We start from the raw sequence: 24311 nt of genomic DNA, 5'->3' as shown, positions 1-24311 counted from the left end.
CCAATTCCTATTCAGGAGAGAACTATGACCACCATGAGCAAGCCGCGTATCGTCGTGCTCGGCGCCGGATTTGGCGGCCTGGAGCTGACGACGCTTCTGTCGGAATCGCTGGGAGACAGCATCGACGTGACCCTGATCGACAAGAGCGATCACTTCGTCTTCGGCTTTTCCAAGCTGGACGTTATGTTCGGTCACAAGGAGCCGGAAGCGGTCAGACTACCCTATGCGACCTATGCCAAGCCGGGCGTGAAGCTCCTGAAGCGCACGATCACCCAGATCGATCCTGTCGCCCGCCGCGTCACCACCGACGATGGCGTCTTCGATGCCGACATCCTGGTCGTGGCGCTCGGTGCCGAATATGATTTCGACGCGACGCCCGGCCTCGCCGGCACCACCGAATTCTACACCGTGCCGGGCGCGGAAAAGCTCAGGCACGTTCTGCCGGAATTCAAGAAAGGCAGGGCGCTGGTCGGCGTCTGCGGCGCGCCCTACAAATGCCCGCCGGCGCCGAACGAATGCGCCCTCATGCTGCACGACTATCTTTTGAGCCGCGGCATCCGCGACGATTGCGAAATCGACCTGGTCCTACCGCTGCCGAGCCCGGTGCCGCCGTCGCCGGACACATCGCGCGCGCTGATCGCGGCCTTTGCCGAACGCAATATCCGTTTCACCCCCGGCCGCCGCGTTGCATCGGTCGACAATGCCAGGAATGTCGCCGTCCTCGATGACGGCACCGAAATGCCTTTCGACCTGTTCCTCGGCGTGCCCAAGCATCGTGTACCACCGGTCGTGCTGGCAAGCGGCATGGCGGTGGATGGCTGGATCCCCGTCAATCCGCGAACGCTCGAAACCAAATATGAAAACGTCTATGCCGTCGGCGATGGCGCCAATACCGGCACGCCGAAGGCAGGCGTGTTTGCCGAAGGTGCTGCGCGCGCCGTGGCGAGCGCGCTGATCGCCAAGCTGGCAAACCGCGGAGAGGCTGTCCAATATAACGGCTTCGGCACCTGCTATATCGAGTTCGGCGCGGGTCGCATCGGCAAGGTCGAGGTCGATTTCTTCTCAGGCCCGAGCCCGACCGGCACCTATTACGAGCCGTCGGTCGATCTGAGGAAGGACAAGGAGTTCTTCGGCTCCAGCCGCCGCGCCCGCTGGTTCGGGCTCTGAGTGGCAGGTTTCGCCTGGGTCGGCGTTGCAGGTCGGCCAATTCCATAATAGACGGGCTTGGCCATGGCAGTCCTGCCCGGAATTTTCGGCAAGGTGCGGCCAGTTCATCGGTCCGACGTCACAAGCCCGGCTGGCGCCACACGCGCCAGCCATTCTAATTCATCTCCCCTTTTCTCATCCCTTCTGATCAGGATTTCAAAATCATGACCACCATTTCCGTGGACACGAGCGCCACAGGAACATTTGCCGGCACCGACGGCGTGGACGAGGTCGACGCCAGCGACGGTCTGGGAACCGCCACCTATGCCGGCTTCGAAAAGCTGAGCTTCGGCTGGTCCGGCGATTTCAGCGCCAGCATTGCACAACTGAACTCGTTCTCCTCGATCGAATTGCACGATCCGTCCTTCAGCAACAAGATCGTGCTGACGGGCGACGGCGGTGTGCTGGATTTTTCGGCGCGCCTGTCGTCGGCGGTGCTGCTCGATGTCGACGGCTCCGCCCTGACATCCGCCTCCACGATCACCGGAACCAGCCAGGCCGATCATTTCAGCGGCTTTCACATCGGTGACGCCATCTCCGGCGGCATGGGCGACGACACCTTGGAGATAAAGAATGGCACCGTGGGCAGCGGTACGTTCGACGGTGGCGACGGCCACGACACCGTCACCGGCGACCTGGTCTCGCTCGGCGGGCTGGTGACCACGAATGTGGAAGCGCTCAGCGCCAATTCTCTCGCTGCAACCGTCGCCCAGATCAAGTCCTTCGCGACCGTGACCGTCGTCGACAAGCTCTACCTGGTCGGTGATGGCGGCACGCTGGACCTCTCGACGCTCGCCAGCAATCCCGCTGTCGATGCGTCCACCGCAACCTCGATGGTGACTTTGACGGCGAGCGCATCGGGCAGTTCGCTCACCGGATCGAACTTCGGCGACGTTCTGAACGGCGACGACGGCAATGACAGCCTGAAGGGCGGAAAAGGACCCGACACCCTCTACGGCAATGACGGCAACGACACGCTCCAGGGCGGCGGCGCCAACGACGTCCTCGACGGCGGCAACGGCGATGACCGCTTGATCGGCGGTTCGGGCAGTGACACACTCAGCGGCGGAGCTGGCGACGATACGATCGTATTGTCCACCAAGCTATTTGCTGCCAGCCGCGGCAGCGTCACCATCGACGGCGGCGCCGGAAGCGACCTTATCAACGGATATGATCTTGGTCACACGATCTTCAAACATGTCGAAACCCTAGCTGCAAGCGGCCACGCTGTCACGGCCAGTATTGCGCAGTTGAGCTCGCTTTCGCTCATTATCGCTGCAACGTCCTTCAATCTCATCGGCGAAGGCGGAACCTTCGACCTGGCGAAGATCAATACGGCCCCGACCACCGGGGTCGATGCCTCGATGGCGACATCGAAGGTCATCCTCTCCGGTATCGGGGCGGACGAGATGCTCACCGGTACAGCCTATGGCGATACCATCAACGGAAGAGAGGGAAGCGATACGCTTGTCGGAGGCGCAGGCGCCGACCGGCTGGACGGCGGCAGCGGCATCGACACGGCCAGCTATGCCGGTGCCGCAAAGGGCGTGGTTGTCTCGCTGACAGCGCCTGTCGACAACACCGGTGATGCCAAGGGCGATGTCTTCGTCTCGATTGAAAAATTCGTCGGATCGAGCCATGCCGATACGTTCACCGGCAAGGCGACAGCCGATGATTTCTCGGGCGGTGCCGGCAATGACAAGCTGTCGGGCGGCGGCGGCAACGACCTGCTCAATGGCGGTGCGGGCGCGGACAAGCTGATCGGCGGCACCGGCATCGACACCGCATCCTATGCCGATGCGACGGCGAGCGTTCATGCCAATCTCGCATCGCACGGCGCCAACACCGGTGACGCCGCCGGCGACACCTATTCCTCGATCGAAAACGTTACTGGAACGAACTTCGGTGATGAGCTGACCGGAAATGCCGGCGCCAATGCGCTGGACGGCGGCGCCGGCGACGACCTCCTCATCGGCGGCGCAGGCGCTGACGCGCTCATCGGCGGCGACGGTTTCGATGTCGTGTCTTATGCCACGGCAAGCAAGGGTGTAACGGCCAACATGAACACGCCCTCGTCCAACACCGGCGACGCCAAGGGCGATACCTATTCCTCGATCGAACTGCTCGTCGGATCGACCCACGCCGATGTTCTCGTCGGAGACGCCGGCAACAACCTGTTCCAAGCCGGTTCCGGAAATGACGTCATCAAAGGCGGCGGCGGCGACGACCAGATCTACGGCGAAGCCGGCGCGGACGTGCTTTACGGCGGCAGCGGAGCAGATGTGTTCTGGTTTGCCCACGCTTCCGACATCGGGACGTCGAAAAATGCGTGCGATACGATCATGGACTTCAAGCAGTCGGAGAAAGATTTGATCGAACTCTCGCAGATCGATGCCGATATCCATTCCCACGGCCAGCAAGCCTTCAACTTCATCGGCACATCCGCCTTCAGCAAGACGGCCGGCGAGCTGCGTTTCCAGACGACGTCCTCGGATACTTACATTTATGGCGACACCGATAGCGACGGCAAGGCAGACTTCGTCCTGCATCTGGGCACGGTCGTGCATCTGACGTCCGCGGATTTCGGGTGATCTGGCCAGACCATCGAATGGATGTGCCGGCGGGGACGGCCGGGCTCCGCCGCTACCGCGCCAGCCACCCGCCATCGACATTGAGGATGGCCCCGGTCACATAGGCCGACGCCGGCGAAGCCAGGAACACGGCGGCGCCGGCGATGTCCGTGGCCTCGCCCCAGCGACCAGTCGGGATGCGCTCGAGAATCTGCCGCGACCGCTCGGGATCCGCCCGCAGGGCCGTCGTGTTGTCGGTGGCGATATAGCCTGGCGCAACGGCGTTGACGGTCACCCCATGCGGCGCGAGCTCATTGGCAAGCGCCTTCGTCAGGCCGGCCACCGCGTGTTTCGACGCGGTGTAGCCGGGCACGCGGATGCCGCCCTGGAAGGACAGCAGCGACGCGATCATGATGATCCGGCCGGATTTGCGCGCCTGCATCCGCCGCGCCGCCGCCTGAGACAGGAACCAGGTGGCGTCGAGATTGGTCGAAAGCACGGCGCGCCAATCCTCCTCGGCGTGAACGGCCAGATCGGCGCGGCGGATGATGCCGGCATTGTTGACAAGAATGTCGATCGCACCGAACTCGCCTTCGATCCGCTCGATCATCTCTTCGGCCGCGCGGGCATCGAGCAAGCCGAGATCCGCATGCACGTCCCTCGCCTGCCTGCCGGTGGCTTCGATGGCCACAGCCGTTTCAGCGCCCGGCCTGCTGTGGCTAGTGAAGGCAACATCCGCACCGGATGCCGCCAATGCGACTGCAATCGCCTGACCGATCCCGGCCGCGCCGCCGGTCACCAGCGCCCGCCGGCCCTCCAGCGAGAAAGCGTTTTTCCAGTCGAATGTCGCTGCCATGGCGATCGTCCTTGATTGTCAGGTTCCGGAAAGCCGAAGGCCGTCCTTGTCGAAGAGATGTAGATCGCGCGCATCGAAGGCGAAGGTCATCGTCTGACCCTTGGCAAGTGCATGCTGGCCCGCGAGCACCGCGAGGACGAGTTCACCAGTCGAAGCATGCGCATGTACGACCGTCTCCGAGCCAAGCGCCTCGACCAGATCGATTGCGACGGAGACGCCATGCTCGCCGTCCTTGGCCAGCCGGATATGCTGCGGCCGGATGCCAACAGAGACTGCCTCCCCCATGCTTGCCCGTTCGGCCCTTCGTGGCACCGTCACGACCTCCTGCCCCAGCAGCTTGACGTCCGTTCCCGCCTCCGTAACCCCGGCGATGGTTCCGGGTAGAAAATTCATGCTGGGGGCGCCGATGAAGCCGGCAACGAAACGGTTGGTCGGACGGTTATAGAGGTCCAGCGGCGAACCGACCTGCTCGACCCGACCCTTGCGCAGCACGACGATGCGGTCGGCGAGCGTCATCGCCTCGATCTGGTCGTGGGTGACGTAGATCATCGTCGTCTTCAGCCGGGCGTGCAGCGCCGAGAGCTCGGCCCGCATGGAGATGCGCAGTTCGGCGTCGAGGTTCGACAGCGGTTCATCAAGCAAAAAGGCCGTGGGATTGCGCACGATGGCGCGTCCGATCGCCACGCGCTGCCGCTGGCCGCCGGAGAGCTGGCCGGGGCGGCGGGTGAGATAGTCGCCGATATCGAGCATGCGCGCCGCCTCGGCAATGCGCGTATCGATCTCCGCCTTCGGCATGCGCGAATTTTCGAGGCCAAAGGCCAGGTTCTGCCGGACGCTCATGTGTGGATAGAGCGCATAGGACTGGAACACCATGGCTAGACCACGGTCCGAGGCCGGGACATCGTTGACCAGCTTGCCGCCGATGCGGATCTCACCGCTCGACGGCCGGTCGAGACCGGCGATCTGGCGCAGAAGCGTCGATTTTCCGCAGCCCGACGGGCCGACGAAGACGACGAACTCTCCCTCGCCGATATCGAGGTCGATGCCATGCAGCACGTCGATGGCGCCGAAGGATTTGGTGACTTTTTCGAGTACGATCTGGCCCACGTCGTTTCCCCTATTTCAGCCCGGACGTGGCGATGCCGCGCGCGATAAAACGCTGCAGGAACACGAAGACGAGGATCACCGGGATCATCGTCACCACGGTCATGGCGAGGATGTAATGCCATTGCACGTTCAGCTGGCCGGAATAGACATTCAGCCCGACCTGCAATGTGTAAAGCGATGAGCGGCTGAGCACGATCAGCGGCCACAGGAAATCGTTCCACCGCCAGACGACCGAGAAGATGGCAAGCACGGCCAGCGCCGGCGCCGAGAGCGGCAGCACGATGCGCCAGTAGATCTGCCATTCCGACGCCTTGTCCATGCGCGCGGCGTCGATCAACTCGTCGGGAATGGTCAGCATATATTGCCTGAGCAGGAACACGCCGGTCGGCGTCGCCACCGTGGGCAGGATCACGCCCCAGAGATTGTCGAGCAGGCCAAGCGTCGAGACCACCGAATAGAGCGGCACCATGATCACCGCGAGCGGCACCATCAAGGTGGCAACGATCAGGACGAGAATGATGTTCTGGCCGCGGAATTTATACTTGGAGAGCGCGAACGCGGCCATGGAGTTGACGACAAGCGTGATCAGCGTCGCCATGACGGTGACGAAAACCGAGTTCCAGAGATAGCGCAGGAAATCGAAATGCAGGAAGGGTTCGGTATAGTTCGAGGTCTCGAACGATATGCTCTGCACCGGCTTGCGATTCCTGATATTGACCTTGACGATCGCCTGCGGATTTTGCGGATCGACCATCTGGGAAACGATGCCGACACGGCGGACTTCCGCCAACTTGGCCTTCGAGCCATCCGGCATGGTCACGTCATATAGCTGCAGCGGCTTGTCGTAACCGGCGACCGTCACCGTCTCGGTGACATAGGGCAGCAGCGAAGGCGGGAATTCCGAGAGCGCCGCCGGCGTCTTGAACGAGGAGAGCGCCAGCCATGCCGCCGGTCCGAACATCAACAAGAGCCCGCCGATCAGCCAGATCCAGGTGAACACATCCGTCCAGTGCCAGCCTTTGCCGCCCCGGCGACGCGTCAGGAATTGCACGACTGTCGACATCAGCGCGCTCCCTTCTTCTCGTTGCGGCGCGATGCCGCCATTTGCGCCAATGTGAGCACGACCAGCACGGCACCCATCAGGATGGAGGCCGCCGCCGCGAGGCCCGGATTGCGCAGTTCCGAGGCAAAGCCGGTCTCGTAGATATATTGCACCATGTACATCGTGCTGGTGCCCGGCCCGCCATGGGTGAGCACGAAGGCTTCGTCGAAAATCTGCACCGCGCGGATCAGCGCCAGCACCAAGACGACGATGAGGTTCGGCATCAACAGCGGCAGCGTGATGCGCCAGAAGACGCGCGAACGGCTGGTGCCATCCATCTCGGCGGCCTCGTAAAGGTCTTTCGGGATCGCCTGCAGGCCGGCGAGCAGGATCAGCGTGTAGAAGCCGACATGCGCCCAGATCGACACACCGATGGAGGCAAAGAACGAGGTCGTGCGCTCTGTCAGCCAGTCATAGGGCGCCATGCCGAAGAGTTTTTGGCAGACGGCGTTGAGCACGCCCTGGCGCTCAAAAATCCAGCGCCAGATCAGCCCGGTGACCACTGGCGACAAGAGCACCGGAAAGAAGAACACGGCGCGCCAGAAGCCGCGACCGATGATCTCGCGGTTGAGGATCAGGGCCGTGATCAGCGCCGCGCTGATCATCAGCGTCACCTGGATAACCACGAACCAGGCGGTATTGCCGGCCGCGATCCAAAAGACGTCCTGCTTGCAGGAGTTGGGATCGAGGTAATTGCCGCAGGAAAATATCTCGTCATATTGCTGCAGCCCGGCAAAGCGCCGCTGGTCGAGAAAGATGGCCGAGCCGCCGGTCAGCGAATAGATGAAATTGACGACGAACGGGACAAGCACGAACACGCCGAAGATCGCCATGTTCGGCGCCAGGAAGAAGGCGGCCATGCCCGTCTGCCCTGCCTTTCGCTGGAGGAGGCTGAGCGGAATGTCGATAATAGCCATCAACCGGCCGACAACAGCCATGGCCATGGATTGCGACGCGACTGCGATGCCGTTTTCCTTCACCCGTTTAACCTCCCCTGAGGCCGGCGCACAGATCTGCCAATCCGCACGCCGGCACTGACGACACACTCTACTGCGCTGCCTTCACCTTCTCCGCGATATCGGAATCAATCCGCTTGAATGCATCATCAAGGCTCATCTCACCCGCCATCGCCTGGCCGACGCGGCTGACGAGTGCGCCGTAATAGGTGTCGGACCATGACCAGCCCGGCAGCTTCAGCGCTTCCGGCGCGGTCGTCGACGTCGCCTTGACGAAGGTGTTGAGCGCCTCCTTGGCGAATTTGTTGTCGGTCTTGAAGTCGAGCCCGCTGGCGATCACTTCCTTGTTCGACGGCAGGAACAGCGTCCGTTCGGCGAATTCCTTGGCGACCGGGGTCGAAGCGAGGTAATCCAGCACCTTGGCGACATCCTTGGGATTTTTCGTCGATTTGATCGCCACTAGGCCAGCGCCGCCGGGCATGCCGGTGCAGGCGGCCGGGCCGCAGGGGCTGCCGATCGCAACCCAGTCGAAATTCGTGCCGATCTTGGTCATGAAATTCGGGATCTGCCAGGAACCGGCATAGTAGACGGCGACCTGGCTGTTGATGAAGTCGTCAGCCGCCGGCTTGTAGGTGGTGCCGGAAGCGGACACCCAGACATCCTTGTCGTTGAGGCCGTCGGCATTCCACTTGACCAGTTGCGCGAGATATTTCTTGGCGCCATCGTCGAGCGGCGCCGGCTTGCCGTCCTTGCCGATATAGTTGGCGCCATAGGAGATCGCCGGACCGGTGATGCGATGGCCGGAACGGTCGATGGCGAAGGCGTAAGGGATCTGCTGGCTCTTGGCGACCTTGTCGGCCGCGGCCACCCAGTCTTCCCAGGTCGCCTTATCGCCCGGCAGCGCCACACCGGCCTGGTCGAACAGCGTCTTGTTGGCAAATCCGCCGGTCAGCGTGATCTGCGTCATGAAGCCGGGAATGATGTTTGTCCCGTCGGGGCGCATCCAGTCGAGCTGGTCGCCATAGTTCTTCTTCCAGAAGTCCGCGTCTTTGAGATAGGGCGTCAGGTCCAGCCAATATTGCGACAGCGATTTCAGATTGGTGACGCGGGCGATATCCGGACCATTGCCGGCGGCGAGCTGCACCGGCAATTGTTCCTTGATCGTCGAATAGGCGACCTCGTCGATGGTCACGTGGATATCGGGATTGTCCTTGTTGAAGCGGTTGATCAGGTCTTTCAACACCTCACCTTCCACGCCGTCGGAATACCACATGATGCGGACGTCGCCGGCAAAGGCCGCGGTGCTGGAAAGCAGCGCAAGCCCAAGGGCGCCCAGAATGGTTATGCTCTTCTTCATCGTCTCCTCCTTCGATGGACGGTTTATCCGTCAGTTGAACATGCTTGGTCCTCTGCCCGACCGCAGCAATCACTGCCTCCCGGAGAACAGCGTTGCCGCTCCCTCGACGCTCCATTCGCCGGGGTTGACCGTGCGGCCCTCGGCCACGATCCTGCCGTCGGCGTGACAGACCACCAGGCCATAATCGGGATCATCGACCGTCAGCGCGCCGTCGTCGCTGTCCGCAACCGAAAGGCCCGAGAATTTCGCAGCGAACGCCTCATCCGAGCCTTCCGCGCCGCGTTCGCCCATGCGGACGATCCAGCTCGTCCTGTGCCCCGCGATCCGCAGTTCATTGCCCGCTGTCGGTCCCGTCTCGACCAGGGTAAGCGGCCCGCTGCCCTTAAGCAGCACCATGCCCTCGCCCGACCGCGCCACCGCCACATCATCGGAAATCGTCGATGCGTCGAACATCTGGCGCGGGAACCAGGCATGTGAAAAACCAGGCTGTTCGGCGACGCAATCGAAGGTCAGGATTGCCAGGCCGCGATAGTGATAGAGTTTCGGCAGCGTCCCCGATCCGCCCCAATAGGACGGACGGCCATAGCCGGAATGGATCGTCTCGCCCGGATGGTTGATCCAGACCTGTGCATCGGCATTGGCGCCGAGCCGCAGCTGAATGACCGTTTCCTGGTAACCCCATTCATTCCAGCGATAATGTGCCGCTGTGCCGATGGCATAACCGGCCGTCTTGTAGTGATAGAGCCGGGCGATGCGATTTTCGCCCTGGGCGAAAACCCATTCCTGCGCGTCCGGCGACGTCCAATCGGCAATTGCCGAAAGCTCGGCAGGGATTTCAAGTCTGTGATCGCGCAGGCAGATCGCCATCTGCGGCAGCGCATGCACGCGGCGGCCGTAATTGCCCTTGCCCCAGAGCAGACGGGCAATGCCGGAGAGCTCCAGCGAGCCCGCCGCGCGCAGCGTGTGTTCGTAGGAGCGTCCCTGCGCGCCGGTGAGAATGCCATGATGGGCGGAGCGCGCGACGATCGTTGCAAGCCGTACGATCGCTTTTCGCGCCCTTTCTCGCACATCGGCATCAGGTGCCAGTGCAAAAAGTGCCGTCAAGCCCTTGAGATCGATCGGGAAATAGGGCGCGGAATTGAACTCCGCCATTTCCCACGTCTCGAAATGGTCGAGCCAGGCGCGCACCCGTGCGAGGCCTGTGGCCGACTGTTCGCGGCCGCTGCGGCCGGAGCGAACGAAACGCGCATCCGGATGCAGTGTGCCGGCAAGATAGGCGGCGGTGTGGAAGAGCAGTGCATGGTTTTCGGAAAAATACCATTGAACATCGTTGCCCGGCTCGTCCATCCAGTAGCGATAAGAGAGGATCGCATGATCGATCTTCTCCACCACATCCGGCGCGATATTCCGGCCATAGGCGGTGCGGCACCAGAGCAGTGGCACGAGCGCGAAATCGGCGCAGTCGTGGCAGTCCTCGATGGTCGGCAAGGTCGCTGCGATCATCGCATCGGTTTTTTCGCCTGACCGGCCCGAGGCCAGGCGGGCCAGCGCCATGACATTGTCGGGCTCGCCGAATTCGGCGACTTCGTCCAGCGTCTCGCGGATGCGGGTTGCGAGGTCCGCGCCAGCGACGCCCTGGCGTTCGGCATGGCAGATCTCGACACCGAAGACACGCGAGGCGGTAAATCCACCGGCGCTGAGGCTGACATGGAAATGCCGAAAGTCTGAGGGCAAGGCAGAGCTGTCGCCGAGGGAAAGCCGTGTTGCCCCGGCTGCGAGCGTCAGCGAAAGCCGCATCGGCTCTTCGCGCGACATGAAATCGCCCTCGACGATCACCGTCGCCTCGGCAGGTTCGGCAAGAGAGGCGGCTGTGACCAGCGCTGCCTCACCCGAACTGTAGACCGGCTTCTCGAAATGCATGTCGTCGAGCGCGGCCTCGATGCCTGCGGCGGTCGCGGCCGAGACGGGAACGGCAAGCGCCTGCTCCGCAGCCGGCCCCGATACATAATCCATCTGGAAGAAGTAGCGTGCGTCGCGCTCGGCAAGATCATCGAAGAAGACCAGGATTTCATTCAGCCCCGCCTTCAGTGAAACGCCAAAATCCTGCTTGGCTTCGAGATTGCGGACATAGTCCGCCATGAAGCCGATTTCCACGCCATTGACGAATAGGATCGCGCCGCCGCAAGTGCCGAGTTTCAGCACGGCTTCGCCTGCGCCTTCCGCGAAGACTTCGGTCCTGGCCCAGGTGCCGATCACCGTCGGGCGGAACCAGAAGCCTGAGAGATCGACCCGCGGCGAGCCGAACGGCAGCCAGAAGCGATGCGATGCGAAGCTGCCACCGATCTCGGGGCGCTTGCCACGCCGCGCCAAGCCGAAGGCGGTGCGGCACGGATATTCATGCGGAATGAAATTCTTGTGCTTGGTCAGGAAGAAGAACGGGTCCATCTCGCCCTTCATCGGCTGGTCGGGCACGTCATAGCGCGCCTCGGCCGTCACGCCGAGCTGCCAATAGGTGATCTGCGCACCGGCGGGCAGCGGTCGCTTGAGATGGTCCTTGGCGGATATGGGGTTCATATGCGTGTTCATTTCAAGCTCGCCACAGGCACGGGATCGACATCGTTATAGGCCTGGTTCTCGCCGGTCATCCCCCACACAAAGGCATAAGGCCCGGTGCCGGCGCCCATATGGATGGACCAGGCCGGCGAAATCACAACATCGCCATTGGCGACGATCAGGTTGCGGGTCTCGTCAGGACGGCCCATCAGGTGTATTACCCGGTCGGCCGCGTCGAGATCGAAATAGCAATAGGCCTCCATGCGCCGCTCATGCAGGTGTGGCGGCATGGTGTTCCAGACGCTGCCAAGCGCGAGATCGGTGATGCCCATCAGCAGCAGGCACGACGGGGCAACCTCCGGATGGATATACATCCTCAGCCGCCGCTTGTTGGAACGCTTGTCCTCACCGAGATCGAGCGGCTTGGACCCATCTCTGCTGATCAGGCGATGCTGAATGTCGCGGCCGGCCGGAACCGAGTTCATGTAGAAGCGCGCCGGCATGGCCGGATCATCGCTCGCAAGCGTCACCTTCTCCGCGCCGCGGCCGATATAAAGCACATCGCGGTTGGCGACAGCAAAAGCCTCGCCGTCGATCGTGATCTTGCCCGCGCCACCGAGATTGGCCACGCCCATTTCACGCGCGGTGAAGAACAGCGGCGTCCCGATCTCCACGCCGTCGCCGAAGGAAAGTGGCTCTGCGGCCGGCGTGGCGGCGCCGACGATCATGCGGTCAACATGGGTGTAAGCGAATTCGATATGGCCAGGCCGGAACAGGTCTTCGACCAGGAATTCGGCCCTCAACCGGGCGGTATCGAAACTGGGGATGTCGTGGGGCGAAACGCCGTAGATGACGCGCATATCACGCAGCCTCCGCTTCGGTTTCGATATGGTTGAGCGCTTCGGTCAGGCACAGGATGGCGAGCGCCTGGCCGTAGCCGGTCGGCTCGATCGGAATGTCCCGATAGAATTGCAGGTCGTGACCCATGCGGGTACCGTAGGACACGTTTGCGACGGTTCCATTGTCGTCGACATTGGCAAGCACGGCGGCAAGCGCCCGCATGCCCGCGGCGTGGCAACCAGCCGGCCCGATGCCCAGCCGCGCGGCTTTCAACAGCCCGTAGCCGAAACCCGCCGTCGCCGAGATTTCCTCGTAGGAGTGGGGGTCGTCGAGCAGCGTGTGCCATGCGCCCGACGGCGCTTGCAGCGCCAGCAGCGCCTCGATCTGCGTTTCGAGCACGCCGAGGAGGAAATTGCGCAGGGCAGCGGGAATGTTGGCAATTTCGATCAGGTCGAGGATGCCGAGCGTAATCCAGGCATTACCGCGGCCCCATAGCGCTTCAGCAAAATTATGCCGGCCGTCAAAGGTCCAGCCATGGAACCAGAGGCCGGATTTCGGATCGGCGAGATAGCGGGCATGCAGCAGGAATTGCCGGCAGGCTTCGTCGACCAGTTCGCGCCGGCCGCTCGTCTCGCCATAGCAGGCGAGGAACAGGCCGACCATGACCAGCGTGTCGTCCCAGAGTTCGCGATCGTTGATCTTGTCGGAAACGATATGCGGTATGCCGCCTTCCGGCGTCCGCGGCATTTCGGTAAGCACCCGGCTTGCCCAGCGGTCGAGTTCGCCCTGCCAGCGTTGATCGCGGGTTTCGCGCCAGAGAAGCGACAGTGCCAGCATCGGCGCGGTCGTATTGATGTTCAGCACTGGGAGGCCGGCGCCGAAACGCCCCTCGTACCAGCGCTCGATCAGGCCCTTCAACGCGGGATCGCGGTTCAGCATCCACAGCCTGACCAGGCCGTAGAGGCCGACGCCTTGCGGCCATTCCCACGAATTGAAGCTGATATAGTCGCCTGCCGAGCCGTCGAGATTGGGCTCACTGTAGCGGCCGTCATGGCTGAGCTCGGTCATGCCCTGGACCAGCCGTTCGAGGCGCTCGCGCAGGACGCGTCCGCTAGGACTCATGAGCCGTCTCCTCCCGTGTCTCGCCACCCGGATTATTGCAGTCGGGCGTCTTGCAGGACAGGTGACACAACGAATTTTCTTGCGCAACATGAAAATTTCTTGCAGCCTCGCGCAACAATGCTTTGCAAGGACCGCGCATGAGCACGATTGGCAAGAGAGGCAAACCCAGCCGCAAAGTGCGGCTGGAGGACATCGCGGCGCGCTGCGGCGTGTCGATGAGCACGGCGTCGCGGGCGCTCGCCGGTGAAAAGGGCGTGCGCGCGGAAATCCGCGCCCAGGTCACCGAAGTCGCCAAGGCCTTGAATTACAACATCCCGACCTCGGTCGCCGGACAGAAGATCATCCTCGCCGCAAGCAGCGTGGCGATGATCGACTATGTCCGGAACCAGTTCACCGCGCAGGTCCTCGAAGGCCTGTACCAGCGCGCCGAAACGCTCGACATCGAGATCGTCACCCGGCCGGTTTCCGGCATACCGGGGGATATTGAAGGCCTGCGCGAAACGCTGGCAGACGATGCGATCGCCGGCTTTCTTTTCCTCACGCTCGACGACGAAAGCATTCTCTCGCTCAGCCGCGACTTCGGCAAACCGGTCGTGCTGATCAACGGCGATGACCCGCTGATGCGGCTGTCGAGCGTCACCCCCTGCAACCGTTCCGGCGCCAGGATCGGCGCCGAATATCTGCAATCGCTCGGCCATGAGCGCATCCTCTTCCTCATGCGCCGGGGCCGCCGCACCATCGAGCGGCGTTACGAAGGCTGGCGCGACGCGCTTGTCGCAAGCCGCACAGGCGAGATCGACGACCTGGTGATGGAGGTGAAGGATTGGCTGCCCGAGCTTGCCGCCGACGCCATCGAGAGCCGCATCGCCAGGCGCGGACTTGATTTCACCGCCGTGCTCGCGGCCGGCGAAAGCCTGGCCGCTGGCGCCATGCTGGGCGTGCAGAAGGCCGGCTTCAACGTGCCGACTGACGTCTCGGTCATGGGCATGGACGACCTGCCGCAGGCCGCCTTCTACCATCCGCCACTGTCCTCGATCCATGTGCCGATGCGCGAGATGGGCGCGACCGCGCTCGACCTGCTGCTCGACGCCGTCAGCGGCAATGCCGCGCCCGCCCGCCGCATCGAACTCGCCTGTCATATCGTCGAACGACAATCGACGGCGGCTGTGCCAAAGCCCCTCACCCCGGCCTCTCCGAAAGGGGATCCAGAGCGATAGGTTTTCGCCGCCCCGCTTCACCGCACCACACCGTAGGGAACGCTGTCGAAACGCACGGCCTCGCCTGTCATCGCCGATTGCTGGGCGGCCATGCCCATGGCAACGGCCCACCAGCCGTCTTCGAGCGTCACTTCCACCGCCTGCTTGCCGAGCGCCGCACGCTGGAAGCGCTGATGCTGGTAAAACGTCGAGCCATTGTGATCGCCGGCGGCAAGCAGTGCCGGATCAACCGGGATTTCCACCAGGCGCGGCCCCTTGGGATCGCGTGGCGAAGCGATGACCTGCGGCACCGGCGGCGCGCCGAGATGATCAGGCCAGAACCGGCCCGGCCCCGGCACATGCGCCTCGATCTTGCCCTTCGGCCCGACGGCAGAAATCTCCTCCTGGTAGCGCGCGCCCTCGGCGAACATGCAGAGTTCCAGCATCGCCCTGGCGCCTGAGGCAAAATCGACGATCACATAAGCATTGTCCCAGATATCGGAATGCTCGCCGCCATAGACTTCGTCCAGATGGTTCACCGACTGCCCACCCGACGCCATCACCCGCATTGGATCGGATTTGAGGATGAAGCGCATCAGGTCGAAGAAATGGCAGCATTTCTCCACCAGCGTCCCGCCTGTGTTACGATTGAGGCGGTTCCAGTCGCCGACCTTTTCCAGAAAAGGAAAGCGATGCTCACGGATGGTCAGCATCTTGATGCCGCCTGTCAGCGCCTCCGCCTCTTCAACTAGCCGCGCCACCGGCGGCATGTAGCGGTATTCCATAGCCACCCAGATCGGCGCCGGATAGGCGGCACGAAGGGCGGCGAGCCTCGGCGCATCCTCCGGCGCGGTGAACAGCGGCTTTTCCACCAGGATCGGCAGCGGCCGGATCGCGGCAATTTCTTCCAGCTGCTGCAGATGCAGGTAGTTGGGGCTGACGATCAGCAGGCAATTGACCGCATCAACCGCCAGCACTTCGGCAATCGAGCCTGCCATGATCGAGCCGGGCGCCATTTCTCCGGCAATCGCGCGCATGCCGGCATCCGGCTCGTAGATCGCCGCAACCCGCGCGTTGGGGAGAAGCGCTATGTTGCGCAAATGCTCCTGCCCCATCATGCCGCAACCGATCAGACCGTAAGTCAACGTCATCCTGCAAAACCCTATTTCAAACGCGCCACATAGCGGGCGACCGCGGGATCGAACCATGTGTGCGACACTTCGGCTTTGGCGCCATGCTGTTCCTGGCTGATGCGCATCACATGCGGCACAGGCGCGCCGGCCACCATGCCGAATTCGGCAGGCGTCCAGTCCGGCACCGTGCCGAGCCCGATACGATCCTCAGCCCGCACGATCCACAGGCCGAGCTTCTGGCGATAATAAAGGTAGAGCGACTCCGACAATTCCTCCGCCTTCAGCGCCTCCGCATAACCGGCATCGAGCCAGATTTCCTCCAGCGCCGCGGGCTTGCCGGAAAGCCAGCGGATGCGGCGGATGCGGTGCGCCTCGCCGGATGTGCCGAATTGCGGCAGATCGGGCGGCTTGGGGCAGCGATCGACGCTCACGATCCCCGCCGTCGGCAGGCCCCCGCCTTCCAGCAGTTCCAGCCGGAACATGGCATAGACGCTCTCGGGATCGCTGATGGCGCGGACATAGTTGCCGGACCCCTGCCTACGCTCCAGAAGACCGCGCTTCTCCAGCTCCGCCAACGCCTTTCTCAGCGTCCCGACCGCGATCCCAAGTTCAACCGCCATGTCGCGCTCCGGCGGCAGCCGCTCCCCGTCGATCAGCCGGTTGGCCGCGATGTCGCGGACCAAAAGTTCGGCGATCTGGATGTAGATCGGCAGGCTGCCGGCGGTCTGGATCATGTCCATCGGCGCCCTCCCAGGGCGCTGGAACGAAAATTGATACACTATTGATCTACATAAAACTTGATGTTACGCAAGAGAAAAGTTCAGTCCGAGAGAAAGATCATGACGGTCGTTCCGATAACATCCGCCGATCTCGACGCCGCCGAAGTGTCCTGGTTCGCCGCCCTCTGTTCCGATGATTATGAATATCTGGGCGTCCCCGACGGCCGGCTGCGATCGAGCTTCGAGCATTGCTCCGACATCGTGAAGACAGCCGAAAAGCTTGGCTTCCGCAACATCCTCTGCCCCTCTTCCTATCAGGTTGGGCAGGATACGCTGTCCTTCGTCGCCGCCTGCGCCCCGCTGACCGAAAGGATCAGCATGCTCGCCGCCATCCGCTGCGGCGAGATGCAGCCGATCATGCTGGCGCGAACCGTCGCCACAATCGACCACATGCTCAAGGGCCGGCTGACGCTCAACATCATCAGTTCCGATTTCCCGGGCGAAATCGCCGACAGCGCCTTCCGCTATCGCCGCAGCCATGAAGTGGTGGAAATCCTGCGCCAGGCCTGGACGCGCGACACGATCGACTTCGACGGCGAGGTCTACCGCTTCAAGGGCGTATCAACGGATCCGGCAAAGCCCTACCAGCAGAATGGCGGCCCGCTGCTCTATTTCGGCGGCTATTCGCCGGATGCGCTGGAGCTCTGCGGCGCGCAATGCGACGTCTACCTGATGTGGCCCGAAAAAAAAGAGCAGCTCGCCGAACGGATGAAAGCCGTCCATGAACGCGCCGCCGCCCATGGCCGGACGCTCGACTACGGCCTGCGCGTCCATATGATCGTCCGCGACACGGAGAAGGAGGCGCGGGACTATGCCGAACACCTCGTCTCTAAGCTGAACGACGAATATGGGCGCATGATCCGCGAACGGGCGCACGATTCCATCTCGCTCGGCGTCGCCCACCAGGCCCGCGCCCGCGAGCTTGCCGACCAGTTCGGCTATATCGAACCGCATCTCTGGACCGGCATCGGCCGCGCCCGTTCGGGCTGCGGTGCGGCCATCGTCGGCTCGACCGACCAGGTGCTTTCGGAACTCGAAGCCTATCGCAAGATGGGCATCCGCGCCTTCATCTTTTCCGGCTACCCGCATCTCGACGAGGCCGAGCATTTTGGCACCAAGGTCTTGCCACAGTTGAAGACCTGTTCGTTGCCGCATGAATATGGCCGCGTGCCCGCCGACACGCCGGCAACGCCGCTTGGGAATGGGCCGCGCCGCTGATGCAACGCGCCAGCGATGCGCGTTGATGCGTCACCCGGTTTCGGCTCATTTCACCCCATTGACGAAATACCGGATGCATTCCCTGAGATAGTCGTTCCGGTTGGCGGCAGGCGATAGTGTTTCACCGTTGGTCGAGAAACGACTTGAGGCGTAGAGCACGTCGATCAGCAGCGATGCCGCGGCATAGGGGTCGCCAAGCTGCGATGCGCCGCGCTCCTTCCAATCAGTGAGCCAGAAGGCAAGCTGCTTCTTGTCGCGTTCGAACCCGTCCTCGTTGACGATTGCCTCGAGTTCCGGAACCACATGTGCTTCGGCGAGCGCCAGCCGGATGAAGCGCATTTGCGGCAAATCCGTGCAGGGATCGACATCGACCCGCAAAAGCTTCACCAGGGCGGTCTCGAGGCATGTCTCCTCGATTGCCCGGGCAAAGGCCAGCGAATTCTTGCCATGCGCAGCGACCAGTGAGCGGAACAGATCGAGCTTGCTGGGAAACAGACGATAGAGCGTCCGCTTGGAGATCGTGCAGGCCGACGAGACGTCATCCATCCGCATTGCGGCAAAGCCGACCCTCAGGAAAATATCCATGGCTGCGGCGATGACGATGTCCATCTGCTCCTGATCGGAACGCACTTTCGGACGGCCTCGTCCCGCGCTTGGTCGAGCTATGGCGTTGAAGCTTCTCATCATCCCGGTCCCCAGAGATATCAGCTGTTGATTTTGTTCAATGCGACGTGACAAGGCTTGCCTCCGCGTTTGGCTTGCTTCGGAAAGGGCTGGCGATGATCTGCCCGAGATCATCGATGAAGGTGAAGATGACGGGGATCACCAGCAGGCTGAGGAAGGTCGAGGTGATCAGCCCGCCGATGACGACGATGGCCATCGGCGCGCGGAAACTTGCATCCCCGCCGCTCAACCCGAGCGCCACCGGCAGCATGCCGGCACCCATCGCGATCGTCGTCATGATGATCGGCCGCGCCCGCTTGTGGCAGGCATCGACAAGCGCCGGAATCCGGTTCAGGCCGCGCCTGCGGGCGACGATCGCGTATTCGACCAGCAGGATGGAGTTCTTGGTCACCACGCCCATCAGCATCAGCAGGCCGATCACTGCCGGCATCGAGAAGGCTGTGCCGGTCATCACCAGCGGCGCCAGCGCACCACCCAGCGACAGCGGCAGCGCCATCAGGATGGTCGCAGGCTGGAGGAAATCATGAAACAGCAGGACGAGGACGGCGTAGATGCAGAATATGCCGATGCCCATGGCGATGCCGAAGCTGGAGAACAGTTCCGACATGCGCTCCAATTCACCCTGTTCGACCAGATGCACATTGCCGGGCAGGTTGCGCATGGACGAGAGACTTCGCACCTCGCTCATCACATCGCCTAGCGCGCGGCCGTTCAGCTCGATGGAAAAGGTGACGTTGCGGTAGCGGTCGAGGCGATCGATCTGCGAAGCGCTGCCGCCGATCCGGATCGTGGCGATCGATCCCAGCGACACGGCGCCCTTCGTTCCGGTGACGCGCAACTGCGACAGGGCGTCGGTGCTGTTGCGCACCGACGGCTCCAGCCGGACACGGATGGCGATCTGCCGCTCAGGCAGATTGAGCTTGGAGAGCAAGGACGAATAGTCGCCATTGGTGGCGATGCGTACGACCTTGGCAATATCCTCCGACGTCACGCCCATCGCCGCCGCCCGCTGGAAATCCGGAATGATCTGGATTTCCGGAGCCTGTAGCGAGGCGCTGGAGGTGATGTTGCCGACGCCCTTGAGGCTGCGCAGATCCTTCTCGACCGAACTGGCCGCGAGGTCGAGCGCATCGGCATCGTCGCTGGCGAGCGTCACCTGCAGCTTGGTGCCGTTGCCGCCGGTACCGACTTCGAGGCGGATGCCGGGGATCGCCGTCAGCGCGTTGCGGATATCGGCCTCGACATCGGCTTGCGAGCGGCTGCGGTCATCGACGGAGGTGAGGTCGACGGTCAGCGTCGCCGTCGTCGGATCGGCCGTTTCCGACGAATTCATCGGGTCGCCGGTCGAGGCGGTGCCGATCGAGGCGAAGACATGCCTGACGTCCTTGACCTTGCTGATCAGGCCGGTCGCCTCAGCGGTCACCTTTTCGGTATCGGCGAGCTGGCTGCCCGGCTGCAAGGTGATGGTGACGCTGGTCTGCGCGTTGTCGGACATCGGGAAAAAGCCGGTCTTGAGCAGCGGGATCGCCGACAGCGACACGGCAAGGAAGAGAACGACGCCCAAGACCGTCAGCTTGCGATGGTTGAGGCAGGCGCGGACGAGTTTGAGATAGAGACGCATCACGGCGCCATCCCGCTCGACATGATCCCTCGGTTTCATGAAATAGGCCGCCATCATCGGCGTCAGGAAACGGGCGACCATCAGCGACGCGACCACGGCGACGGCCGCGGTGACGCCGAACTGGCGGAAGATCAGGCCCGGAATGCCGCTCATGAAGGCCGTCGGAAGGAAAACGGCAACCAGGGTGAAGGTCGTGGCGATCACGGCAAGCCCGATCTCGTCGGCTGCTTCCATCGCCGCCTGCATCGGCGTCTTGCCCATGCGTAGGTGCCGCGCGATATTCTCCACCTCGACGATCGCATCGTCGACGAGGATCCCGACCACCAGCGACAGCGCCAGGAGCGAGATCGTGTTGAGGCTGAAACCGGCGAAATAGACCACCAGGAAGGTGGGGATGATCGACAGCGGCAGTGCGACGGCCGAAAGCATCGTGGCGCGCCAGTCGCGCAGGAAAAGCCAGACGACGATGATCGCCAGCAGCGCGCCCTCGTAGAGCATGTGCATCGACGACTCGTAGTTCGACTGGATTGGCGCGACGGAGTTGCTCGCCTCGGTGATGGTGACGCCGGGATGAGCGGCCTCGAAACTCTGCATCGCGGCGCGGATATCCTTCACCACGCCGGTGTCGGAAAAGCCGTTCGAGCGCTTGATCTGCACCGCGATCACCGGTTTGCCATCAAAAGTCGCCAGCGAGGTGCGATCCGCGACCGTGTCGCTGACCTTGGCGACCTGGTCGAGGCGGACGCTGACACCGCCGGAGAGCGGGATCGACAGCGCCGAAATCTCGTCGACGGACGACACGGCACCCAGCAGGCGGATGGTCTGCTGCCGGCCGCCGATATCGGCCTTGCCGCCGGATTCGTCGATCTGCACGGACTTCAGCGCGGTCGATATATCAGATGCGGTGACGCCGAGCGAAGTCATGAGGACGGGGTAGAGATCCACATGGACTTCGCGATCGACGCCACCGGCTCTATCGACTTCTCCCACACCTTTGACCGTGAGCAGGGCCTTGGTGAGGTCATTGTCGACAAACCAGGAAAGTTCGGTTTCATCCAGCTTGTCGGACTGGATGACATAGGTAAGCAACGCTGTGGACTGCACGGACTTCTTCGACACCTGCGGCGTCGCCATGTCCGTCGGCAGATCCGGGCTGGCGCTGTCGACGGCATTGCGCACTTCGCTCAGCGCCGCCTCGGTATCCTTGCCGATCTCGAAGGAGACGCTGATCGACACCGCGCCATCGGTGATCGTGGTGGCGATGTGATCGAGTTGGCTCAGCGAGGCGAGCTTATCCTCGATCTTGCGCGCCACCTCGGTTTCGAGCTGCGACGGCGCGGCTCCTTCGAGCGAGGCCGAGATGGCGATCGTCGGCAGGTCCATATCGGGGAATTGCTGCACCGACAGTTTCGAGAAGGCGAGCAGGCCGCAGACCGTCAGCAGTGCGAAAAGCAGGATGGCGGGAACCGGATTGCGGATCGAGAAGGCGGAAATATTCATTGCGCCGCCTCTTCGGTCGGCACCACCTTGACCAGCGATCCATCGGAAAGGAATGCGCCGCCGGCAGCGACGACCACAGCGCCGTCGGCAACGCCCGACAGCACTTCCACACGGCCATCCCAGCGGCGGCCGATCTCAACCTTGCGGCGCGTGACATGATCGTCATTGGCGACGGTGAAGACATAGCTCATGCCGTCATTGAAGACCAAGGCGCTTTCGGGGATGGTCAGCGCCGATGTCGTGTCGAGCTCGATCGCACCGCTGACATTGAAGCCGGCCTTGGGCCTGTCGGACGGAGGCAGTTCGACATAAACGACCGCCCTGCCCGTATCCTTGCTGACGGTCGGCGCTACGCGCCGCACCACGCCATAGACATGCGTGCCGTCAGGCACATCAATCCGCGCTTTCAGGCCGGGATGCATGTTGTTGATATAGCGGGCCGATATTTCCGCCTGCCACTCGATCTTTTGCTGGCGGATCATGCGGAAGAGTTCCGATCCCGAAGATGTCACTGCACCCAGCGTCGCGGAACTGGACGAGATGACGCCATCGTCGACGGCACGGATCGTCGTCTGGTCGAGCTTGATGCGCTGGCTTTCGAGTGCCGCATTTTCCGATGCAAGCGAAGCCGTCGCCGTTTCTTCAGTGATCAGGTATTCGTTGATCTGCTGTTGGGAGAGCGCACCGGTTCCGTTGACTTTTCGCGCACGGGCGGCGTTCGCCTCCGCTTGCTTGAGATTGGCCTGCGCCGTCGCGACAGCCGCTTCCTGCTTGTGCAGGTCGGCCAGCACGCTGGCCTGTTCCAACTGCACCAGCACGTCGCCCTTCTTGACCACCGAGCCGACCTCGACCCTGATATCGACGATCTTCAGGCTGGCTTCGGCCGAGATCGATGCTTCCTGCCAGGCGGCAAGCCAGCCGCTCGCAGGGATCGACTGCGCCCAGGCCAGCGTCTCGGGCTTGACGGTGCTCACCGTCAGTGCCGGCGTCGCCACCGGCTCATTCGCCGGCAACGAATAGGACGGGAAAAATGCGATGGACAGCATTGCGATCGATACCGCCGTCAATGTCCGCCTGGGGGTGTTCATCCTTTTTCTCCTTTCGACGGAGCAGCGATGTCGTCCGCGCTCCAGCCGCCGCCCAGCGCCTTGTAGAGCGCGATCCAATATTCGACGGCGTCGCGGCGCAGGCCGATCAGGGTGATTTCGGCGGATTGGGCCGACCGCCGCGCTTCCTCGCGGTCAAGCACGCTCGCACCGCCGGCCCGCCAGTTCTCATCGACCGACTGGAAATAGGTCCTGTATTCCCGCGCCGCCGTGGCGGCGTCGGATAGCTGCCGATGAGCACTGTCGAGATGCACCAGGGCTGTCTCGACATCCTTGACCGCCGAGAGCACGCCGGCGCGGTAATTCGCATCCGCCAGATCGTAATCCGCCTTCGCCAGTTTGACGGCGGCACGACGCTGGCCGCCATCGAAGAGCGGCACCGACAGCGACGGCCCGAACGACCAGGGCAGGTTGGCGCCGGCCAGGCTGTTGTGGTTGAGCGTCAGCGATCCCGAAAGCGACAGGCTGGGATAGAGATCGCCCTCGGCCGCCCCTGCCGCGAACGCATTTGCCGCGACTTCCTTCTCCAGCGAATAGACGTCGGGCCGCTGGCGCAGCAGATCGGCCGGCACCGAGCGGACCGAGAAGCTGCGCGGCTGAGGGATGCGCTGCGGACCGCTTTTCAGGATATCGCGGACCTGCAACTCGTCACCACCGGCCAATTCTGCCATCGACTTGATCAGGACTTCGCATTCGGCTGCCTGTGCGGTGAGGGACGAGGATGAGCTCGCCGCACTCGCCCGCACAAGCGCCAAATCCGCCGTTGATTTCAGCCCTGTCACGGCGGAGAGCTCTGTTGCCTTGATTGTCTGCTGTTGCGATGCCAGTTCGTCGCGATAGGTCGCTTCGAGCTGGCGGCAGGCGCGATATTGCACGTAGTCGTCGGCCACTTCGGCGGCGAGCGACACGCGCGCGTCATGCCAATCGGCAATCCGTGCCGTCACCTTGGCATCGGCGGCCTTCACATTGTTCCTGGCCTTGCCGAACAGATCGACTTCCCAGCTGGCATCGAGCCCGCCCGAGCGCGTCGTCGACGCGGCGACCTTCTGCACAGTGTTGGCATTCGTGCCCGACCGCAGCGCCGAGGCCGAGCCGGTCAGCGACGGAAACAGGCTCGATGTCTCGGACTGATAGGTGGCGCGCGCCGCATCGATATTGGCGATCGCCACGTCGAGCGAGGTGTTGTTGACCTGCGATAGCGCCAACAGTTTCGTCAGCGCCGGATCGTGGAAACCGGACCACCAGTCGACCAGATTGGCCGTCTTGCCGGCATGCGGAAGCCTGCCCTGCCAATGCGAAGCGAGATAGGGCTCCGCCGGCGTGACGCGCGGCATCGAAACGCAACTGCACAGTGCGGCCGAGAGAACGAGTGTCAGAGCGGCCTTCATCGGCCGGCATCCGAGAG

At 62.9% G+C, this 24311-nt stretch carries 18 protein-coding genes; 4 read left to right on the top strand and 14 right to left on the bottom strand.

Annotated features, from left to right (window positions below; all coding sequences use genetic code 11):
- The first annotated feature begins 24 nt into the window (after positions 1–24).
- Positions 25–1167, top strand: a complete 1143-nt coding sequence (locus AC1DYF_RS33720; RefSeq protein WP_477882389.1) for an NAD(P)/FAD-dependent oxidoreductase — start codon at positions 25–27, stop codon at positions 1165–1167.
- A 203-nt stretch (positions 1168–1370) separates the two neighbouring features.
- Positions 1371–3797: a hypothetical protein gene (locus tag AC1DYF_RS33715; protein ID WP_477882388.1), complete on the top strand. Its 2427-nt coding sequence runs from the start codon at positions 1371–1373 to the stop codon at positions 3795–3797.
- A 52-nt stretch (positions 3798–3849) separates the two neighbouring features.
- On the opposite strand, the gene AC1DYF_RS33710 is transcribed toward AC1DYF_RS33715, so the two are convergent.
- The 8 genes from AC1DYF_RS33710 to bglB all read right to left on the bottom strand — a co-directional run bounded on the left by AC1DYF_RS33710 (position 3850) and on the right by bglB (position 13669).
- Entirely contained in the window at positions 3850–4632 is a 783-nt protein-coding gene (locus tag AC1DYF_RS33710) for an SDR family oxidoreductase (protein ID WP_477882387.1), read from the bottom strand.
- An 18-nt stretch (positions 4633–4650) separates the two neighbouring features.
- Positions 4651–5739, bottom strand: a complete 1089-nt coding sequence (locus AC1DYF_RS33705; protein ID WP_477882386.1) for an ABC transporter ATP-binding protein — start codon at positions 5737–5739, stop codon at positions 4651–4653.
- Positions 5740–5749: 10 nt separating this feature from the next.
- Positions 5750–6802: a carbohydrate ABC transporter permease gene (locus AC1DYF_RS33700; RefSeq protein ID WP_477882384.1), complete on the bottom strand. Its 1053-nt coding sequence runs from the start codon at positions 6800–6802 to the stop codon at positions 5750–5752.
- Positions 6802–7785: a carbohydrate ABC transporter permease gene (locus tag AC1DYF_RS33695; protein WP_477882459.1), complete on the bottom strand. Its 984-nt coding sequence runs from the start codon at positions 7783–7785 to the stop codon at positions 6802–6804. Before AC1DYF_RS33695 ends, AC1DYF_RS33700 begins: the two co-directional genes overlap by 1 nt.
- A 103-nt stretch (positions 7786–7888) precedes the next feature.
- Positions 7889–9154, bottom strand: a complete 1266-nt coding sequence (locus AC1DYF_RS33690; protein ID WP_477882382.1) for an ABC transporter substrate-binding protein — start codon at positions 9152–9154, stop codon at positions 7889–7891.
- Positions 9155–9223: 69 nt separating this feature from the next.
- Entirely contained in the window at positions 9224–11740 is a 2517-nt protein-coding gene (locus AC1DYF_RS33685; protein ID WP_477882380.1) for a hypothetical protein, read from the bottom strand.
- Complete coding sequence (gene kduI / locus AC1DYF_RS33680) at positions 11737–12567, bottom strand: 5-dehydro-4-deoxy-D-glucuronate isomerase (RefSeq protein WP_477882378.1); 831 nt, start codon at positions 12565–12567, stop codon at positions 11737–11739. Before kduI ends, AC1DYF_RS33685 begins: the two co-directional genes overlap by 4 nt.
- A gap of 1 nt (position 12568) precedes the next feature.
- Complete coding sequence (gene bglB, locus AC1DYF_RS33675) at positions 12569–13669, bottom strand: beta-galactosidase BglB (protein WP_477882377.1); 1101 nt, start codon at positions 13667–13669, stop codon at positions 12569–12571.
- 137 nt (positions 13670–13806) lie between these two features.
- Here bglB and AC1DYF_RS33670 point away from each other — a divergent pair, with 137 nt between their 5' ends.
- Positions 13807–14886, top strand: coding sequence for a LacI family DNA-binding transcriptional regulator (locus AC1DYF_RS33670; protein ID WP_477882375.1), 1080 nt, complete (start codon positions 13807–13809; stop codon positions 14884–14886).
- 17 nt (positions 14887–14903) lie between these two features.
- Here AC1DYF_RS33670 and AC1DYF_RS33665 read toward each other — a convergent pair whose 3' ends face one another.
- The gene (locus AC1DYF_RS33665; protein ID WP_477882373.1) at positions 14904–16016 is read right to left on the bottom strand and encodes a Gfo/Idh/MocA family protein; all 1113 of its coding nucleotides are present in this window, start codon (positions 16014–16016) and stop codon (positions 14904–14906) included.
- A gap of 11 nt (positions 16017–16027) precedes the next feature.
- A complete protein-coding gene (locus tag AC1DYF_RS33660; protein WP_477882457.1) occupies positions 16028–16732 on the bottom strand; it encodes a GntR family transcriptional regulator in 705 nt (234 codons plus the stop codon).
- Between the two features lie 105 nt (positions 16733–16837).
- Here AC1DYF_RS33660 and AC1DYF_RS33655 point away from each other — a divergent pair, with 105 nt between their 5' ends.
- Complete coding sequence (locus AC1DYF_RS33655; protein WP_477882371.1) at positions 16838–17995, top strand: LLM class flavin-dependent oxidoreductase; 1158 nt, start codon at positions 16838–16840, stop codon at positions 17993–17995.
- A 45-nt stretch (positions 17996–18040) separates the two neighbouring features.
- On the opposite strand, the gene AC1DYF_RS33650 is transcribed toward AC1DYF_RS33655, so the two are convergent.
- From AC1DYF_RS33650 to AC1DYF_RS33635, 4 genes are all read right to left on the bottom strand, one after another.
- The gene (locus tag AC1DYF_RS33650; RefSeq protein WP_477882370.1) at positions 18041–18625 is read right to left on the bottom strand and encodes a TetR/AcrR family transcriptional regulator; all 585 of its coding nucleotides are present in this window, start codon (positions 18623–18625) and stop codon (positions 18041–18043) included.
- A 91-nt stretch (positions 18626–18716) separates the two neighbouring features.
- Positions 18717–21800: an efflux RND transporter permease subunit gene (locus AC1DYF_RS33645; protein WP_477882368.1), complete on the bottom strand. Its 3084-nt coding sequence runs from the start codon at positions 21798–21800 to the stop codon at positions 18717–18719.
- A complete protein-coding gene (locus AC1DYF_RS33640) occupies positions 21797–22888 on the bottom strand; it encodes an efflux RND transporter periplasmic adaptor subunit (protein ID WP_477882367.1) in 1092 nt (363 codons plus the stop codon). The genes AC1DYF_RS33645 and AC1DYF_RS33640 overlap by 4 nt, the downstream gene beginning before the upstream one ends.
- Positions 22885–24294 carry an efflux transporter outer membrane subunit gene (locus AC1DYF_RS33635; protein ID WP_477882365.1) on the bottom strand — a complete coding sequence of 470 codons (1410 nt, stop codon included), beginning with the start codon at positions 24292–24294 and terminating at the stop codon, positions 22885–22887. Before AC1DYF_RS33635 ends, AC1DYF_RS33640 begins: the two co-directional genes overlap by 4 nt.
- Between the last annotated feature and the right edge of the window lie 17 nt (positions 24295–24311).

The organism is Rhizobium sp. P2_G9, from assembly GCF_056403475.1.
This window is presented reverse-complemented; position numbering and strand designations above follow the sequence as displayed.